We start from the raw sequence: 16,247 nt of genomic DNA, 5'->3' as shown, positions 1-16,247 counted from the left end.
CAAACGCGTAATGCTGTTCACTTAAGCGGAGCAGCCTTGCGGTCCACCGGGTAGCGGGTCTTGGAAATCTTCACCGTCCTGGGTCTTGATGGCTTGGGGCGGTGATCCAGAAACAGTCCGCCAATACCGGCTCGCAACTCCGACAGGCGACGGCCCGTGGCCGAAATCGGGTTGGCCGCCGCCATCACGATCAATTGCACGGCGATATAGTGAGCCACCGGCTTGAAGCGGATGTCGGCGGGTGAGCGGCCGAAGGCGACTGCCGCCTGACCGGCCTCACGGCGGATGATGTTGTAGGCCAGCAACAATCCCCAGACCTCCTGGTAGACCAACGCCTTGACCTTGCTGCGCAGGGTCACCGCATTCTGCTGCAGGGAACTCTTGATGTTCCGGAAACCCAGTTCGATCTCCCAGCGCTCCCGGTACAGTGTGGCGACCGCCTTGGCGCTGTAGCGCTCGGCCGGCAGCGAGGTCAGAACGGTTTTTACCTTGCCCTGGACTTCGTAGCTGACCTCGCGCACCTCCCAGTGCGTGGGTAGGTTCGGGTTACGGTTTCGCGCCTGGGGCGACACCTTCATGCGCAACAGGCGATCCCCTTTGCCATAACGCGTCACTTCCTCGCTGACTAGACCCTGGCGGGCCGGGATCAACCAATGTCGGTGGTCACCGCCCTTGTTCAACCCCAACAGCAAGTCGGCGCTCCAGAACCCCTTGTCGAACAAGGTCACCGAATGGTCGGGAATCTGCTGCACAAAGGCATCGGCCAAACGCATTTCACTGCGCCGGTATGGGCTCAGCTGGGCATCCAGAATCAAGTGCGAGCGCACGTTCATCAGGGCCACGAGCCGCAGCATGGGGAACGGCGTCTGACGGTCGGTGGCGGTATTGCCAGAGCCGAAATGCTCCCGCAGTTCGGGTGTATCCGGGGTGCGCAGCAGTGCACCATCCACCGCCAACACCTGCAGGCCCTGCCAGCTATCGCCGTCATAGCGCTCACACCCCCATTGCTGACCCGTCTGGCGAAACAGCCATTCAACCGGATCGGCCCCCAGCCGTTTGCGTGCCTCGGTGACCCCACTTCTGGCCAGCAGGTGGTCGGAGGCCAGCCCCTGGGCGCAGATGTTCAGGCGCCGCGCCACCTCATGGACCGGCTCGTCGCGGAACAAGGCCATGCCGAGCACCAGCCAGAGCACCTGATCACTGGGCAGGCGTCGGCGGCGGATGGTGGCCTGGGCAGAAAGGTCCAGCGCCGAGGCCACCCACTCGATCGGGATGTTTTGGGTGAAGGTGCTCAAGTCGGAGAAGTTGAACAACTCGCCCAGGTCGAGCAACTGCTGTTGAAAGGACATAAAAAATCCGATGCCAGAGGTCTGGCATCGGATTCTCGGGGAGCCTCGGCTGCAGCTCAAATGCTTATGTGAACAGCATTACCGCAAACGCGGGGCTTTTTCATGGGTGGCTGAAAAGGGGGGGAGCGAATTCATTCGCGAATACGTTCACTCGCGGACAGCAATTACTTGCCTGCGCGTGGCTAGTCGAAGCGGTAGATATCCATCCCCAGCGCCCCCAGGGTGAAACCGCTGTGTACCAGGCCAAAGCGTCCGCCGGCGCCACGGGCGAAGTAGAGCGGCAGCAAGTGTTCGTCGCGGGGATGGTTGCGCGCCGCATGAGGCGCCAGGCGTCGGTAGTCGTGCAGCGCGGCCTCGTCGTCGGCTTCCAGGCGCTCCACCATCCAGTCGCGGAATTCCCGGGCCCAGGGTGCGACCACCTCGGGGCCGGCGCGCCAGTCCAGCTCGCCCAGGTTGTGGGTGATGCTGCCGGAGCCGATCAGCAGGATGCCGCGCTGGCGCAATCCGGCCAGGGCCTTGCCGACGCGGGTCTGGAATGCCGGGCCGAGCCGGCTCGGCAGCGAGAGCTGGAGTACCGGGACATCGGCTTGCGGGTACATCAGCGACAGCGGTACCCAGGTGCCGTGGTCGAAGGGGCGTTGCGGGTCGACACTGGCGTCAAGGCCGGCGCCGGTCAGCAGCTCGGCGATCTCGCGGGCCAGCGCCGGTGCGCCGGGAGCCGGGTACTGCACGGCGTAGAGCGGTGGCGGGAAGCCATGGAAGTCATGCCAGGTTTCCGGATGGGGGCCGCCGCTGAGTCGAAGCAGGTTGCTTTCCCAGTGGGCGGAGACCACCAGAATGGCCTGCGGGCGCGGCAGGGCGTCGGCCAGGGCCTTCAGCGCCGGGCCGCTTTCGCCGGGTTCCAGGGCCAGCATGGGCGAACCGTGGGAGATATAGAGGCTGGGTAGCATTTCGGAGTGCCTTAGGTAGGATGCCGGCATCATCCGGGCTGGATGTATCGACATCCAGCATAAATATTTGAGCGTTTTGATCGAACTCGTGGAGGAATCATGGACGAGCAGTTCTGGCAGGCACGTTGGGCGGAGAGCCAGATCGGCTTCCATCAGCACGAGGTCAACCCCTATCTGCAGCGCTACTGGCCACGCTTGGGGTTACCCCAAGGCGCCCGGGTGCTGGTGCCGCTCTGCGGCAAGACCCTGGACATGGTCTGGCTGGTGGGGCAGGGGCACCGCGTGCTGGGTATCGAGCTGGCCGAGCGGGCGGTGCAGGACTTCTTTGCCGAACAGGCGTTGATTCCCGAGGTCACGCAGCAAGGTGCCTTGCGCCGCTACAGCGTGGGGGCCATCGAAATCCTCCAGGGAGACTTTTTCGCCCTCGGTGCCGCCGATGTCGCCGATTGCCACGCGCTCTACGACCGCGCAGCGATCATCGCCCTGCCGCCGGCCATGCGTGACGATTACGTGAGCCATCTGGAGCGCATTCTGCCAAAGCCGTGCGAGGGGCTGATGGTGACCCTGGACTATGAACAGACGCGCCTGGACGGCCCGCCGTTTTCCGTATCGGAGGCGGAAGTTCGCCAGCGCCTGGAGGCGGGCTGGGAGGTCGAACTGCTGGAGCGCAACGATGTGCTGGAGAAGAACTGGAAGTTCGCTTCACGGGGGCTGAACGCCCTGCATGAGCCGGTGTTTCGCCTGCGCCGGAAGTAGGGCGACCGGCGCCTTAGTGCAGGCAAAAAAAGGTTCTTCGCGGAGTCTGGGGGAAGAGCGCGTTGACAGTCAGGGAAGTGGGTAAATTGGCAGTCGCCAAACGAACCAACCCCCACTCCCTGCTGCCGCCGTGCATCCTATTGATCTTGCCCAGTTCTGGCCAGGCTACGAAGTCGTCGCCTGTCGCCCCTCTGCCGACAACACCCTGCTGATCGAACTCAAGCCTCGAGCCGACGCCATCCCCGAATGTGGGCGCTGCGGCCAAGCTTGTCCGCTGATCCATGAGTGCCGACTGCGTCGGGTACGCGATCGCGACTTGCTCGACCAGCGCGTTCTGCTCCAGGTGCCGGTGCGCCGCGTTGACTGCCTGCGCTGTGGGCGGGTGACCGAGCGGATCGCCTGGCTGGAGCCGGCGTCACGCCTGACGCGGCGCTTGCAGGCCTGGCTCGAGGCTTTGCTGCAACTGCTGCCGATCAGCCACGTCAGCCGCCTCACCGGCTTGCACTGGCACACGCTCAAGCAGCTCGATAAACGTCGCCTGGAAGCCGCCGTCGGCGCGTTCGATCCGGGCGAGGTGCGCCGGTTGGTGATGGACGAGTTCGCCCTGCACAAGGGCCATCGCTACGCCACGGTGATCATGGATGCCGAGCGGACACGGGTGCTGTGGGTGGGGCATGGCAACAGCCGTGAGGCGATTCGTCCGTTCTTCGAGCTGCTCGGCGAGCGCTGCCAACAGATCGAGGCGGTGGCGATGGACATGAACACCGCGTTCGACCTGGAGGTGCAGCGGCATTGCCCGCAGGCCGAAGTGGTGTACGACCTCTTCCATGTGGTGGCGCGCTACGGCCGCGAGGTGATCGACCGCATCCGGGTCGACCAGGCCAACCTGCTGCGCCAGGACAAACCGGCGCGCAAGGTGGTCAAGCAGAGCCGCTGGCTGTTGCTGCGCAACCGCGAGAGTCTGAAGGACGGGCAAGCCGTGCAGTTGCAGGAGCTACTCGACGCCAACCAGCCGCTGGCCACGGTCTACGTGCTCAAGGATGCCCTGAAGGAAGTCTGGTACGCCCCCACTGTGCGAGAGGGCTGGCGGCGCTGGCGAAGTTGGCTACGGCATGCTCGGGACAGCGGTCTGGAGCCGCTCCAACGCTTTGCCCGGAATCTGCGCAAATACGCCCGGGGCATCCTCGCCAGCGCCCGCTTCCCCCTGCACACCAGCGTCCTGGAAGGCGTGAACAACCGCATCAAGGTGATCAAACGGATGGCCTACGGCTTCCGGGACTCCCACTACTTCTTCCTGAAAATCAAGGCCGCCTTCCCCGGGAAAGCGCGATGAACCCAAAAAAAGGGCGGCCAATGGGCCGCCCAAGTCAGTGTGAGTCGTTTCAGCCGCGGCGGCGCAGGGCCTCGATGCGGTCTTCCAGTGGCGGGTGGCTCATCAGCAGGCCGGCGAGGCCGTGCTTCAGGCCGCCATTGATGCCGAAGGCGGTCAGGCTGTCGGGCATCTGCACCGGCACACCCTGTTCGGCACGCAGGCGCTGCAGGGCGCCGATCATGGCATTGGTGCCGGCCAGTTGGGCGCCGGCTTCGTCCGCCTTGAACTCGCGGCGGCGGGAGAACCACATGACGATGATGCTGGCGAGGATGCCCAGGACCAGTTCGGCGAAAATGGTCGCGATGAAGTAGCCGATACCCGGGCCTTCTTCGTTCTTCAGGATCACCTTGTCGACGAAGTTGCCGAAGATGCGTGCAAAGAACATCACGAAGGTGTTCACCACGCCCTGGATCAGCGCCAGGGTGACCATGTCGCCGTTGGCGACGTGGCCGATCTCGTGGGCCAGCACGGCCTTCACTTCATCGGGAGAGAAACGCTCCAGCAGGCCCTGGCTCACGGCGACCAGCGCGTCGTTCTTGTTCCAGCCGGTGGCGAAGGCGTTCGCTTCGTAGGCCGGGAAGATGCCGACTTCCGGCATCTTGATGCCGGCTTCGCGGGACAGTTGCTCGACGGTTTGCAGCAACCACTGCTCATGGCGGGTACGCGGCTGGGTGATGATTTCGGTGCCGGTGCTCATCTTCGCCATCCACTTGGAGATGAACAGCGAAACCAGGGAACCGGCGAAACCGAACACGGCACAGAAGACCAGCAGGCTGCCGTAGTTCTGGCCGGTGAAGCGGTCCACGCCCAGCAGTTTCAGCGTGATGCTGGCAATCACCAGGACTGCGAGGTTTGTGGCCAGGAACAACAGGATGCGCATCATGATTGGAACAGTCTCCTCACGGCGGAAAGCGTTTTGGTATGCGGGGGTATATAAGGGGCGGCCCTGGCGTATTCAACCAGGGACTATTTCAAACTATGTCGCCTGAAGGCTCTGCGCCGCCCTCGAAGACGAGTCGAGTCAGGTGTGCGAGGCGTTCGCTGTCGGCGCTGCGCAGGGCTTCGCGCAATTGCTGTGCCAGGCTGGCGTGGACCCGCAGGACGCTGGCTGGCAATGCCTCGGCACGGGCGAGTGCGTCGGGCAGTGCGCGGGAGAGGCGGAGAAAGCCCTTCTCGGTGAGCACCGCCTGGTCCAGCGCTTCGAAGCGGAGGGTGCTGTCGAAGCGCAGGTAGCCCTCGTCGGCCAGCCAGAGCAGGGCGCCCAGGCAGCTTTCGTGGCGCTTGCTGGGCAGGCCGAACTCATCCGGCTCGGACGGGCCGATCAGGTCTTCCACATAAAGCGCGATGCGCCGTGGGAAGGCCTGGTACAGCTGTAGCAGGCCGCTGGCGCAGTCCTTGTAGAAATCGTCGATCTGCAGGTCCATGGGCCGTTACTGGCGATACGACTTGAGGAAGTTGCCGATGCGGCCGATGGCTTGCTCCAGGTCGTCGACGCGGGGCAGGGTGACCACGCGGAAGTGGTCCGGCCAGGGCCAGTTGAAGGCGGTGCCCTGGACGATCAGCAGCTTCTCGGAGAGCAGCAGGTCGAGGACGAACTTCTCGTCGTTGTGGATCGGGCAGACCTTCGGATCGATCTTCGGGAAGGCGTAGAGCGCGCCCATGGGCTTGACGCAGCTGACGCCGGGAATGTCGTTGAGCAGTTCCCAGGTGCGGTTGCGCTGCTCCAGCAGGCGGCCGTTGGGCAGCACCAGGTCGTTGATGCTCTGGTAGCCGCCGAGGGCGGTCTGGATCGCATGCTGGCTCGGCACGTTGGCGCACAGGCGCATGTTGGCGAGGATGTCCAGGCCTTCGATGTAGCTCTGGGCCTTGTGCTTGGGACCGGAAATCGCCAGCCAGCCGGAGCGGAAGCCGGCCACGCGGTAGGACTTGGACAGGCCGTTGAAGGTCAGGCAGAGCACGTCCGGCGCCAGGGAGGCGGTGGAGATGTGCTGGGCCTCGTCGTAGAGGATCTTGTCGTAGATCTCGTCGGAGAACAGCACCAGGTTGTGCTGGCGCGCGAGTTCGACGATGTCCAGCAGCACTTCGCGGGAATACACCGCGCCAGTGGGGTTGTTCGGGTTGATCAGCACCAGCGCCTTGGTGTTCGGGGTGATCTTCGCCTTCATGTCGGCGATGTCGGGGAACCAGCCGGCCTGCTCGTCGCACAGGTAATGCACCGGCTTGCCGCCGCCCAGGGCCACCGAAGCGGTCCACAGCGGGTAGTCCGGCGCCGGGATCAGCACTTCGTCACCGTTGTTGAGCAACGCCTGCATGGCCATCACGATCAGCTCGGACACGCCGTTGCCGAGGTAGATGTCCTCGATGCCGACGCCTTCCACCTGCTTCTGCTGGTAGTACTGCATCACCGCCTTGCGCGCGCTGAACAGGCCCTTGGAGTCGCTGTAGCCCTGGGCGGTGGGCAGGTTGCGGATCACGTCCTGGAGGATTTCCTCCGGGGCTTCGAAACCGAACGGCGCCGGGTTGCCGATGTTCAGCTTGAGGATGCGGTGGCCTTCCTCTTCCAGGCGTTTGGCGTGCTTGAGCACCGGTCCGCGGATGTCATAGCAGACGTTGGCGAGCTTGTTCGATTTGCTGACCTGCATGATGCGTGGATGTCCCGAGTGGAAAGGGTCGCACGGGGCGACGGGGATCAATGTGCCTTGGCAGCCTGTAACGCCGCTGCCAGACTGGCGTCTGATGAATCGCGCATGATACGTGCGGCCCGATGACCGGAAAAGGCCGGGGTCGGGCTTTTTTACCCCCTTTCGAGGACCGTCATGGACAAGCTTGAGAAACCCCTGGAGAGCTGGCGCGAGGAGCTTTCCGATGCCCAGTTCCACGTCTGTCGCCTGGGTGGCACCGAGCGTGCCTTCACCGGCGAGTACTACGCCACCAAGACCCCGGGCATTTACCACTGTGCCTGTTGCGGGGAAGCGCTGTTCGATTCCGATGCCAAGTACGACTCCGGCAGCGGCTGGCCGAGCTATTTCCAGCCGGTGAACGGGGAGGTGATCCGCGAGCTGGAGGACCATAGCCACGGGATGCACCGCATCGAAGTGCGTTGCGCCCGCTGCGATTCGCACCTGGGCCACGTCTTCCCCGACGGGCCGCGCCCCACCGGCCTGCGCTACTGCATCAACTCGCTGTCGCTGAAGCTGCAGCCGCGCTGAATCGGGGATTCCGGGGAGGCTCGCCGCAAGGCGGGCCTTTTTAGGGGGAAATTAAATTGCATACAATTTAATTGGAGGCTATTTTCTTCGCTCCACATTCCGTACAGGTCTTCATCATGAGCGACAGAATCCTCGATATCCCCGTCACCACCATCAAGGGCGAGCAGAAAACCCTCGCGGACTTCGGTGGCAAGGCCCTGCTGGTGGTCAACACCGCCAGCAAGTGCGGCTTCACGCCGCAATACAAGGGCCTGGAAGAACTCTGGCAGCAATACCGGGACAAGGGCCTGGTGGTGCTGGGTTTCCCCTGCAACCAGTTCGGCAAGCAGGAGCCGGGCGATGAGGGCGCCATCAGCGAGTTCTGTGAGCTGAACTTCGGCGTCAGCTTCCCGCTGTTCAAGAAGATCGACGTGAACGGCACCAACGCCCACCCGCTCTACGTGCAGTTGAAGCGGCGCGCGCCGGGCCTGTTGGGCAGCCAGGGCATCAAATGGAATTTCACCAAGTTCCTCATCAGCCAGGACGGTCAGCGCATCAAGCGCTTCGCGCCGACCACCAAGCCGGAGGAAATCAGCACCGAGATCGAAGCCCTGTTGAAATGAGCACACCTTCGATCGACCCCGAGCTGCTGTTGGACAACCAGCTCTGCTTCAAGCTCTACGCCGCGTCCCGCGCGGTGATCCGCGGCTACCGGCCGCTGCTGGAGTCCCTCGGTCTGACCTACCCGCAATACCTGGTCATGCTGGTGCTCTGGGAGTGGCATGCGCGGCCGCCGGAGCTGCCCACGGTCAAGGCCCTGGGCGAGCGCCTGATGCTGGATTCCGGCACCCTCACGCCGCTGCTCAAGCGCCTGGAACAGCTTGGCCTGGTGCGCCGCCGGCGCGCCGCCCATGACGAGCGGGAAGTGCACCTGGCGCTGACGGAGGAGGGGGTGGCCCTGAAGGGGCAGGTGGTGCCCCTGCGCAACGAGCTGATCTGCGCCAGCGGCCTGGACCTCAACGAGATGGCCGAGCTGCGCGCGCGCCTGGGCGAGCTGCTGGGTCAGCTCATGGGGTTGCCTGGGTAGCCGGCAGCCAGGTGTCGAGCAAGGCCACCAGTTCCTCGCGGCGGAACGGCTTGGCCAGGTAGTCGTCCATGCCGGCGGCGCGGCAGCGTTCGCGCTCGTCCGGCAGGGCGTTGGCGGTCAGCGCGATGATCGGCAGGTCCGGCCAGTGCCCGCTCTGGCGGATGCGCCGGGTAGCTTCGTAGCCATCCATCACCGGCATGTTGCAGTCCATCAGTACCAGGTCCACGGTGGTGTGTTCCAGGTGGCTCAGCGCCTCGGCGCCATCGGCGGCCAGCAGCACCTCGCAGCCCAGCTTGGCCAGCATGCCCTTGGCCACCAACTGGTTCACGGCGTTGTCTTCCACCAGCAGCACCCGCGCGTGACGATGCGTCGGCTCGGTGGCCTGCGGCGCCGTGGCCGGCGACTCTTCCGGCAGCTTCAACAGCACCCGGCGCAGGGCCTGGTAGAGCGCTGCTCGCGAGAGGGGACGGGCCAGTTGGTGCAGCGGTGTCAGGGTCGCAGCCTGCGGCGGTGTCAGGAAACTGTCGTAGCCGGTGGCCAGCAGGATGGGGACCTGGGCGCTGCGGCGCACCTTTTCCAGGCAGTCCGGGCAGTCGCTGATCAGCAGGTCCGCCTGTACATCGGCCAGGTCGGCGTCCTTGTCGCGCCGCTCGAATGTCAGGCCCCAGTGCGGCAACCAGGTTGCCAGCATCTCGGCCAGGCCGCTCTTGGCGCCACACAGGGCGATGACGTTGCCCTGCAAGGGTGCACGGGGCTCCGCCGGGCTGTGCTCCACCAGCGGCAGTTCGGCGCTGAACAGGCTGCCCACACCTTCCTGGGATTTGACCTCCAATTGGCCTTGCATGGCTTCGCAGAGGTGACGAGTCAGCGCCAGGCCGAGGCCGGTGCCGCCGAACTGCCGGGTGATGCCCGCGCTGCCCTGGGAGAAGGGCTGGAACAGCTTGGGCAGGGCTTCGGAGGAGATGCCGATGCCGGTGTCGCGCACCGTGATGAGGACGCCGCCCGGGCTCGACGTGGCGCGCAGGTCGACGCGGCCGAAGCGGGTGAACTTGAGGGCGTTGGACAGCAGGTTGCTGATGACCTGGCGTACCCGCGTAGGGTCGCCGACCACCAGCGATGGCAATTGCGGGTCGATCAGGCAGGTCAGTTCGACGCCGGGCGCGGTGTTCTGCGAAAGCAGGTTGGCGGTGTCCTCCAGCAGCGTGCCGAGGTCGAAGGGAATCTGTTCCAGTTCCAGTTGGCCGGCTTCGAACTTGGACAAATCGAGGATGTCGTTGAGCAACTCCACCAGCACGCTGCCGGAATCGTGGGCGATCTGCAGCTGGCGGCGCTGCTCTGCGTTCAGCGGGCCGTCCAGGGCCAGGTCGAGCATGCCCAGCAGGCCGTTGAGGGGCGTGCGGATCTCGTGGCTCATGTTGGCGAGGAAGGCGGCGCGGGCCTTGGCCATCTCCAGGGCGGTGCTGCGCGCCACTTCGAGTTCCTGGTTGTAGCGGCTGAGACGGCTATTGGCGGCCTTCAGCTCGGCGGTGCGCGCCGAGACGATGTCTTCCAGCTCCGCCAGGTATTGGCTGAGGCGCTGGTCCGCCTCGCGACGTTGCTGCATCTCGGCGGACAGGCTGGCCAACTGGCGATTGATCACGTCCACCAGCACGCCGATTTCGTCCTGTTCGTGGCTGGGCGGGCAGGGCAACTTGGCGTCCGGCGAGGTACGCGGATCGCGTTCGCTGAGGCCAGCGATCAATTCCACCAGCGGCTTGGTCAGCATGCGGTAGAAGAGCACCAGGAGGATCAGCGACAGCAGCAGGCTGCGCACGAAGCCGCTGAGCAGGGTGAACATGGCGCGACGCAGGAAGTGATTGCCGAAGGCGAAGGTGTCCACTTCCAGGCGCAGCACGCCGAGGGTTTCGTTGGGTGCGTGGACGATGTAGAGCGGATCTTCGAACTCGCGGCGTTCGCCGAACAGGAAGTCGCTGAAGATGCGGAACTCGCTCTCGGTGCGTGGGCGGCTGACGCTCGCCAGCACGGCGCCGTTGTTATCGATGATCTCGGCGCGGACCACCGCCGGCGAGCGCAGCAGGCCCAGCACCAGCTCCTGGGCCAGTTCGGCGTCGATGTTATAGGCGATGCGCGCGGCGGGGCTGTGGGAGATTTCCAGCAGGGCCTTGATTTCGCGGTCGATCGACTCGTTTTCGTCGAGGTAGTCGCTGGCGACCTGGATGACGCTGAGCACGGTGCCGAGGAGGAAGGCCACCAGCACGGTCAAGCTGGCCTGCTTGAACGACAGCCGTTGTGTCAGCGGAATATCCATGGGGGCTTAGGATTTGGCCTTGTTCCGAGGGCTTGCCAAGCATAGCCTATCCGGTCTGCCGGCAGCGCCTGGTGACTGCGGCTGAGCAAGGAGTTGAACGTGGATTCCCGCCTGTATGAAATTCTCGAGCGCGCCGATGCGGTATTGGCCCGGCTCGATCCCCTGTTGCCGGCGCTTCGCCCCGCGATCGATTGGCAGAAGAGCCTGGCCGCGCGTTGGCACCGTGATGGCCGTAGCGGCTACTTGCAGCCGCTGGACGTGAGCCTGGACCTGTCCCTGGCCGACCTGATCGGTGTCGACAAGCAGCGCGAACAACTGGCGGCCAACACCCGCCAGTTCGTCGATGGCCTGCCAGCCAACCACGCGCTGCTCTGGGGCGCCCGTGGCACCGGAAAATCCTCACTGGTGAGGGCGCTGCTGAGCGAGCACGCCGCCGCCGGCCTGCGCCTGATCGAAATCGAGCGTGACCACCTGGCCGACCTTCCGCGAGTGGTGGAGCAACTGGCGGGCCAGTCGCAGCGCTTCGTGCTGTTCTGCGACGACCTGTCGTTCGAAGCGGGCGAGGGCGACTACCGGGTGCTCAAGAGCGTGCTGGATGGCTCCCTTGAACGCGCGCCGGACAATGTGCTGCTCTACGCGACGTCGAACCGCCGTCACCTGGTGCCGGAAAAGCAGAGTGACAATGAACACTGGCAAATGGTGGATGGCGAGCTGCACCCCAACGAAGCGGTGGAAGACAAGATTGCGCTCTCGGACCGTTTCGGTCTCTGGCTATCCTTCTACCCCTTCACCCAGGATCACTTTCTCGCCGTGGTGCGCCACTGGATCGGCGTGCTCGCCGGGCCTGCCGCGCTGGAGTGGGAGTGGACCGAGGACCTGGAAAAACTGGCGATCCGCTGGGCCCTTGGGCGTGGTAATCGCAATGGCCGCTGTGCCTATCAATTCGCCCGCCATTGGGTCGGGCTGGCTTTACTGGAGTCTTCCAAATGATCGATCTGCAACAGGCCGGCGCCGGCCTTTCCGGCTATTCGCTGCTGGCTGCCCAGCTGGAGTCGCTGCTGGCCGATGAGCGCGATTTCATCGCGAACAGCGCGCAGTTTTCTGCGTTTCTCTTCAATGAACTGCCCGACCTGAACTGGGCTGGCTTCTACCTCAATCGCGACGAGGAGCTGGTGCTCGGCCCGTTCCAGGGCAAGGTGGCGTGCGTGCGCATTCCCTTCGCCAAGGGTGTGTGCGGTGCCGCGGCCCGCACCCGGGAGACCCAGCGGGTGGAAGACGTGCACGCCTTTGCGGGGCATATCGCTTGCGACAGTGCTTCCAACAGCGAGCTGGTAGTCCCGCTGGTCAAGGAAGGCCGCCTGATCGGTGTGCTCGACCTGGACAGCCCGCTGCTGGCGCGCTTCAACGAAGAAGATCAGGCCGGCATCGAACGACTGGCGGCGATCTTTCTGCGCCTGACCGATTGCTGATTCGCTCGCTGAAATGAAAAAGCCCGGATGTCTCCGTAATGCTGTTCACTTAAGCGCGCATGACTCGCTCCCCTCTCCCATTTATGGGAGAGGGGCTGGGGGAGAGGGTTGAAATCCCTGCGAAACAGTCGTTTCCCCCCTCTCCCTAACCCTCTCCCCAAAGGGGCGAGGGGACTGATCGAGTCCCGTTAGTTCTTATGTGAACAGCATTACGGATGTCTCCGGGCTTTTTCATTCTGGGGTGGAGGCGTTTCAGGTGCGGCCCGCCAGCTTGGCGAGGATCTTCTGTTCGCCCGGCAGGACGGCCTGGAGCGATTCCCGCGCGGCGACGCGCGCGTAGAGCGCAGCCAGTCGCGGCCAGCGCTGGGCATCCAGGCGCTCGCCGCCGTGCTCCATATTGACCATCTGGGTGGCAAAGGCGAGGTCGGCGATGGTCAGGCGCTCGCCAACGAAGAACTCGGCGCTGCCCAGGGTCTTTTCCAGGTAATCGAAGTGAGGTGGCAGCTTGTCGACCAGGGCGGCCTGCACTGCGGCTTCATCGCAGGACTGGCCCATGGAAGGTTTCAGTGTGCGGTTGCGGAATACGCCGAAGGTCGCCAGTGGCGCCAGTTCGTAGTCGGAATACTTCTCCAGCCAACGCACCCTGGCACGCTCTTCGGCATCACGGCCATACAGGGGGCGTTCGGGGTGCTTCTCTTCCAGGTACTGGCAGATCACGCTGGAGTCGGCGAGGGTCAGGTCGCCATCGCGCAGGGCAGGAATGCGTCCGAGCGGGCTCAGTTCGCGAAACCAGGCTGGCTGGCTGAAGGGCGAGACGATTTCCAGCTGGTAGTCCAGCCCCTTTTCCCGCAGAAACAGACGCACCTTGCGCACAAAGGGGGAGAGCGGGGCGCCATAGAGGGTCAGGCTCATTGGGAGGTCCTCGGCTGAGCGGGTCAATCGTAGATGTTCTTCTTCTTCCAGGTGTCTTCGTCATCCAGTGACTTCAGGCCTTCAGTCAGCTCGCTCGGTTCGTCGGCGCTGGGCTGGGCGTGCTCCAGAACCAGGGCATTGGCGCGGGCAAGCTGGGCCTTCATCTGCTGCAGGCGCTCCCGGTAGCGGTCGGGATCGGATTGCTTCTGCAGGTACTGGACGCCGCGCTCGAAAGCCAGACGGGCCTGGCGCGGCTGGCTTTCCTGCAGGGCCTGGAGGCCGAGGTTGGTGAAAAATTCCGCGTGCAGCTGGACGAGCATGTCGCGGACTTCCCTTATCCAGTGCTTCGCTTCGGTGGCCGGCAGTTGGCCCTCCTGGGTGGCGCGGGTGATCTGGCCGTGGAGGCTTTCCAGCTGGAAGCGGATCTCCTTGGCCCTGGCTTCGGTAAGAATCCTCTGCGGCGGATTGTTCACCGCGATGGCCTCGCCCTGGCCAGCCTGGGTGCGCAACTGTTCGAGACGGGCCTTGAGGGTGTTGTCGTGTTTGTCCAGTTGCAGCAGGCGTTCGACCAACTGCAGTTGCAGGCGGGTCAGCAGCAGCTTGAGGCCGGGGGAAACCATCTGGCCGGGAAGGGTTTCAGACAGGTCGGCACATCGGCGGACACGGTCGCTGAGGTCGGCCTTCAGGCGGGCCTTCTCCAGCTTGTTGTTTTCCACCATGTGGTTCACGTAGCCAATGACGATGAGGATGACGATACCGAAAACGATCAACAGGGTGATCACGAGTGGCGACATCTGCAGCGCTCCGATGTTCTTGTCAGATTGGTCCGAGTGTAGAGGCTTGCCTTCGTGCCTCATAGAGGTGGATCAAATTTTGAGCAGAAGTCTTTGATTTTAAAAAGTTTTTGATGGAGGGTTGACGGGTGTTCAAAGCCTCCCTAGAATGCGCGCCACTTCGACGCGATGCCCACGGCACCGCGGCGGAGCCGGAAGAAGGCATGAAAGCTGTTGTAAGTTCCGGGCCGCGTCCCCTTCGTCTAGTGGCCTAGGACACCGCCCTTTCACGGCGGTAACAGGGGTTCGAGTCCCCTAGGGGACGCCACTTCAAGTTGTATGCGGGAATAGCTCAGTTGGTAGAGCACGACCTTGCCAAGGTCGGGGTCGCGAGTTCGAGTCTCGTTTCCCGCTCCAGATTCTCGGGTAGGGCCTGATGGTCCTGCCCTCCGAGCCCGAAAGGGCGAGGAAGCGCCTGACGGGCGCGGCTGTAAAAGTTGTATGCGGGAATAGCTCAGTTGGTAGAGCACGACCTTGCCAAGGTCGGGGTCGCGAGTTCGAGTCTCGTTTCCCGCTCCAATTTCAGTCCCCTTCGTCTAGTGGCCTAGGACACCGCCCTTTCACGGCGGTAACAGGGGTTCGAGTCCCCTAGGGGACGCCACTTTAAAAGTTGTACGCGGGAATAGCTCAGTTGGTAGAGCACGACCTTGCCAAGGTCGGGGTCGCGAGTTCGAGTCTCGTTTCCCGCTCCAGATAAACGAAAACGCCGCTCAATCGAGCGGCGTTTTCGTTTCTGCATTCTGGCCTCAGGCCAGGTCGTGCTGGCGGCTCGGGCGATTTTCGAGGGTCCGTTCGGCCATTTCCTTCAGTTGTCGCATGGATTCTGCCGATTCTCGTTCGATCGTGCGGCGCATTACCAGGCGGTTGGCGATACGCATGGCGAGCCCGGAGAAGCCGTACTCCAGGGTGCGGATGAAGCGCGTGCCGCCGGCGCTGCCTTCGCATTCATAGGTCAGCACCAGTTCCAGGCCGTGGGTGCCCCGGGCGGTGGCGCGCCAGTGGCGGCCCGGACTGTATTCGAGCACGTCCCAGCTGAGGTGGCCGGCGCGTCCGCCCGCGTGGATGTCTTCCTCGAAGCGGCTGCCGGCCGGCAGTGGTCCGGAGGGGCCCTCTACCCGCAGGGAGGACGGATGCCATTCCGGCCAGCGGGTGGCGGTGCAGGCATAGGCCAGAACCTGTTCGGGGCTGCGGGCGATCTCGACGGTGTGCTGCATGCGGGTCATGGCGTTTTCTCCTTCCAGGGGCTCCCAGTGCAGGCTGCCCTTTAGCCAGTCCATCAATGGAAAGACCAGGTTGAAGTTGTGGGTCTGCATCAGGTCGCGGCGGTGGTGCAGTTCGTGCAGCCGGCGCATCTGGCGGATCCAGGGCAGGCGCGAGATCGGGTGGTCGGCGGGCAGGTGCTCGCAAGCGTGGAAGACTTCGTAGCTCAGGTAGCCAGCCAGTAGCGTGGCCGAGAAGAGCGCGGCGACATTGCCGTTCGCCAGGGACAGCAGCCACCACGCGGCGAACAGACCGATGCTGTAGAGGACGATCAACCAGGCCGGGAAGAGGATCACCCGCCAGTCCCGGGCCGATTCCCAGGTCATCCGCCCGGCGACGAAGAAGCTGTGGTGGTCGCCGGTGTGGCGCTTGTAGAACATCGCGCCGAGGCGCGTCTTGTGGTGGCCGAGGTTCTTGTGGATCGAGTACTCGCCCCAACTGAAGAACACCAGGGCCGCCGGCACCACCAGCCATTCCCAGGGCCTGACCTGTTCCAGGCTGCCGATGAAGAAGGCCAGGCAGGCGGCGCCATAGGCGAGCACGAAGCCGCCGTGCAACCAGACGTTGTAGAGGGGATGGATGTCTGCGCGGTAGTGGTCGCGAAAGGCTTGGGTGTCATGCTTCATGGCTGCTCCGGCAGTCTTGTTGGTGTGCCTCGCAGTCTAGTGCCCGGTTCCGTCATTTGAACTCGGAATCCGGGTTTATCGTGAATTTTGGCAGAAGAGTCCGCTTGTTGCGGCGAGCCTGGCCGGCGCTCGCGGCT

At 64.1% G+C, this 16,247-nt stretch carries 16 protein-coding genes and 5 tRNA genes; 12 read left to right on the top strand and 9 right to left on the bottom strand.

The window, feature by feature from the left end; all coding sequences use genetic code 11:
- Positions 1-17 precede the first annotated feature (17 nt).
- Both PJW05_RS15295 and PJW05_RS15290 read right to left on the bottom strand, forming a co-directional pair.
- Complete coding sequence (locus PJW05_RS15295; protein WP_271407860.1) at positions 18-1,349, bottom strand: IS4 family transposase; 1,332 nt, start codon at positions 1,347-1,349, stop codon at positions 18-20.
- Between the two features lie 182 nt (positions 1,350-1,531).
- A complete protein-coding gene (locus PJW05_RS15290) occupies positions 1,532-2,299 on the bottom strand; it encodes a DODA-type extradiol aromatic ring-opening family dioxygenase (RefSeq protein WP_271407859.1) in 768 nt (255 codons plus the stop codon).
- A gap of 99 nt (positions 2,300-2,398) precedes the next feature.
- Between PJW05_RS15290 and PJW05_RS15285 the strand changes: the two genes are divergently transcribed.
- The gene (locus tag PJW05_RS15285) at positions 2,399-3,055 is read left to right on the top strand and encodes a thiopurine S-methyltransferase (protein WP_271407858.1); all 657 of its coding nucleotides are present in this window, start codon (positions 2,399-2,401) and stop codon (positions 3,053-3,055) included.
- A 130-nt stretch (positions 3,056-3,185) separates the two neighbouring features.
- Entirely contained in the window at positions 3,186-4,388 is a 1,203-nt protein-coding gene (locus PJW05_RS15280; RefSeq protein ID WP_271407857.1) for an ISL3 family transposase, read from the top strand.
- Between the two features lie 49 nt (positions 4,389-4,437).
- On the opposite strand, the gene htpX is transcribed toward PJW05_RS15280, so the two are convergent.
- The 3 genes from htpX to PJW05_RS15265 form a co-directional block, all read right to left on the bottom strand.
- A complete protein-coding gene (gene htpX / locus PJW05_RS15275) occupies positions 4,438-5,310 on the bottom strand; it encodes a protease HtpX (RefSeq protein WP_271407856.1) in 873 nt (290 codons plus the stop codon).
- 88 nt (positions 5,311-5,398) lie between these two features.
- The gene (locus PJW05_RS15270; protein WP_271407855.1) at positions 5,399-5,851 is read right to left on the bottom strand and encodes a hypothetical protein; all 453 of its coding nucleotides are present in this window, start codon (positions 5,849-5,851) and stop codon (positions 5,399-5,401) included.
- Between the two features lie 6 nt (positions 5,852-5,857).
- Complete coding sequence (locus PJW05_RS15265; protein WP_271407854.1) at positions 5,858-7,069, bottom strand: pyridoxal phosphate-dependent aminotransferase; 1,212 nt, start codon at positions 7,067-7,069, stop codon at positions 5,858-5,860.
- 174 nt (positions 7,070-7,243) lie between these two features.
- Between PJW05_RS15265 and msrB the strand changes: the two genes are divergently transcribed.
- The 3 genes from msrB to PJW05_RS15250 all read left to right on the top strand — a co-directional run bounded on the left by msrB (position 7,244) and on the right by PJW05_RS15250 (position 8,702).
- Positions 7,244-7,636, top strand: coding sequence for a peptide-methionine (R)-S-oxide reductase MsrB (gene msrB, locus PJW05_RS15260; protein ID WP_271407853.1), 393 nt, complete (start codon positions 7,244-7,246; stop codon positions 7,634-7,636).
- Positions 7,637-7,752: 116 nt separating this feature from the next.
- Positions 7,753-8,238 carry a glutathione peroxidase gene (locus PJW05_RS15255; RefSeq protein ID WP_271407852.1) on the top strand — a complete coding sequence of 162 codons (486 nt, stop codon included), beginning with the start codon at positions 7,753-7,755 and terminating at the stop codon, positions 8,236-8,238.
- Positions 8,235-8,702 carry a MarR family winged helix-turn-helix transcriptional regulator gene (locus PJW05_RS15250; RefSeq protein WP_271407851.1) on the top strand — a complete coding sequence of 156 codons (468 nt, stop codon included), beginning with the start codon at positions 8,235-8,237 and terminating at the stop codon, positions 8,700-8,702. The genes PJW05_RS15255 and PJW05_RS15250 overlap by 4 nt, the downstream gene beginning before the upstream one ends.
- Here PJW05_RS15250 and PJW05_RS15245 read toward each other — a convergent pair.
- Entirely contained in the window at positions 8,683-11,010 is a 2,328-nt protein-coding gene (locus PJW05_RS15245; RefSeq protein WP_271407850.1) for a response regulator, read from the bottom strand. The genes PJW05_RS15250 and PJW05_RS15245 overlap by 20 nt on opposite strands.
- Positions 11,011-11,109: 99 nt before the next feature.
- Between PJW05_RS15245 and PJW05_RS15240 the strand changes: the two genes are divergently transcribed.
- On the top strand, positions 11,110-12,000 hold the full coding sequence (locus PJW05_RS15240; protein ID WP_271407849.1) for an ATP-binding protein: 891 nt from the start codon (positions 11,110-11,112) through the stop codon (positions 11,998-12,000).
- Positions 11,997-12,479: a GAF domain-containing protein gene (locus PJW05_RS15235; protein WP_271407848.1), complete on the top strand. Its 483-nt coding sequence runs from the start codon at positions 11,997-11,999 to the stop codon at positions 12,477-12,479. Before PJW05_RS15240 ends, PJW05_RS15235 begins: the two co-directional genes overlap by 4 nt.
- Before the next feature lie 252 nt (positions 12,480-12,731).
- Here the strand turns inward: PJW05_RS15235 and PJW05_RS15230 are convergent, their stop codons facing one another.
- On the bottom strand, positions 12,732-13,391 hold the full coding sequence (locus PJW05_RS15230) for a glutathione S-transferase family protein (protein ID WP_271407847.1): 660 nt from the start codon (positions 13,389-13,391) through the stop codon (positions 12,732-12,734).
- A 23-nt stretch (positions 13,392-13,414) separates the two neighbouring features.
- Positions 13,415-14,185 carry a hypothetical protein gene (locus PJW05_RS15225; RefSeq protein WP_271407846.1) on the bottom strand — a complete coding sequence of 257 codons (771 nt, stop codon included), beginning with the start codon at positions 14,183-14,185 and terminating at the stop codon, positions 13,415-13,417.
- 231 nt (positions 14,186-14,416) lie between these two features.
- On the opposite strand from PJW05_RS15225, the gene PJW05_RS15220 reads away from it, so the two are divergent.
- The 5 genes from PJW05_RS15220 to PJW05_RS15200 all read left to right on the top strand — a co-directional run bounded on the left by PJW05_RS15220 (position 14,417) and on the right by PJW05_RS15200 (position 14,916).
- A tRNA-Glu gene (locus PJW05_RS15220) sits at positions 14,417-14,492 on the top strand.
- A 13-nt stretch (positions 14,493-14,505) separates the two neighbouring features.
- Positions 14,506-14,581, top strand: a tRNA-Gly gene (locus PJW05_RS15215).
- 86 nt (positions 14,582-14,667) lie between these two features.
- A tRNA-Gly gene (locus tag PJW05_RS15210) sits at positions 14,668-14,743 on the top strand.
- A gap of 6 nt (positions 14,744-14,749) precedes the next feature.
- Positions 14,750-14,825: transfer RNA gene (locus PJW05_RS15205), tRNA-Glu, on the top strand.
- A gap of 15 nt (positions 14,826-14,840) precedes the next feature.
- Positions 14,841-14,916 (top strand) — tRNA-Gly (locus tag PJW05_RS15200).
- Positions 14,917-14,970: 54 nt separating this feature from the next.
- Here PJW05_RS15200 and PJW05_RS15195 read toward each other — a convergent pair.
- Positions 14,971-16,110, bottom strand: a complete 1,140-nt coding sequence (locus tag PJW05_RS15195) for a sterol desaturase/SRPBCC family protein (protein ID WP_271407845.1) — start codon at positions 16,108-16,110, stop codon at positions 14,971-14,973.
- Positions 16,111-16,247: the final 137 nt, after the last annotated feature.

The organism is Pseudomonas sp. Q1-7 (genome assembly GCF_028010285.1).
Taxonomy (GTDB): domain Bacteria; phylum Pseudomonadota; class Gammaproteobacteria; order Pseudomonadales; family Pseudomonadaceae; genus Metapseudomonas.
Note: the sequence above shows the minus strand (reverse complement) of the source record. Positions and strands in the feature narration are given on the sequence as shown.

Excerpts from the sequence above, each read along its gene's own strand:
- PJW05_RS15295 (WP_271407860.1), bottom strand. The coding sequence starts at position 1,349 with ATGTCCTTTCAACAGCAGTTGCTCGACCTGGGCGAGTTGTTCAACTTC.
- PJW05_RS15290 (WP_271407859.1), bottom strand. The coding sequence starts at position 2,299 with ATGCTACCCAGCCTCTATATCTCCCACGGTTCGCCCATGCTGGCCCTG.
- PJW05_RS15285 (WP_271407858.1), top strand. The coding sequence starts at position 2,399 with ATGGACGAGCAGTTCTGGCAGGCACGTTGGGCGGAGAGCCAGATCGGC.
- htpX (WP_271407856.1), bottom strand. The coding sequence starts at position 5,310 with ATGATGCGCATCCTGTTGTTCCTGGCCACAAACCTCGCAGTCCTGGTG.
- PJW05_RS15270 (WP_271407855.1), bottom strand. The coding sequence starts at position 5,851 with ATGGACCTGCAGATCGACGATTTCTACAAGGACTGCGCCAGCGGCCTG.
- PJW05_RS15265 (WP_271407854.1), bottom strand. The coding sequence starts at position 7,069 with ATGCAGGTCAGCAAATCGAACAAGCTCGCCAACGTCTGCTATGACATC.
- msrB (WP_271407853.1), top strand. The coding sequence starts at position 7,244 with ATGGACAAGCTTGAGAAACCCCTGGAGAGCTGGCGCGAGGAGCTTTCC.
- PJW05_RS15255 (WP_271407852.1), top strand. The coding sequence starts at position 7,753 with ATGAGCGACAGAATCCTCGATATCCCCGTCACCACCATCAAGGGCGAG.
- PJW05_RS15250 (WP_271407851.1), top strand. The coding sequence starts at position 8,235 with ATGAGCACACCTTCGATCGACCCCGAGCTGCTGTTGGACAACCAGCTC.
- PJW05_RS15245 (WP_271407850.1), bottom strand. The coding sequence starts at position 11,010 with ATGGATATTCCGCTGACACAACGGCTGTCGTTCAAGCAGGCCAGCTTG.
- PJW05_RS15235 (WP_271407848.1), top strand. The coding sequence starts at position 11,997 with ATGATCGATCTGCAACAGGCCGGCGCCGGCCTTTCCGGCTATTCGCTG.
- PJW05_RS15230 (WP_271407847.1), bottom strand. The coding sequence starts at position 13,391 with ATGAGCCTGACCCTCTATGGCGCCCCGCTCTCCCCCTTTGTGCGCAAG.
- PJW05_RS15225 (WP_271407846.1), bottom strand. The coding sequence starts at position 14,185 with ATGTCGCCACTCGTGATCACCCTGTTGATCGTTTTCGGTATCGTCATC.
- PJW05_RS15195 (WP_271407845.1), bottom strand. The coding sequence starts at position 16,110 with ATGAAGCATGACACCCAAGCCTTTCGCGACCACTACCGCGCAGACATC.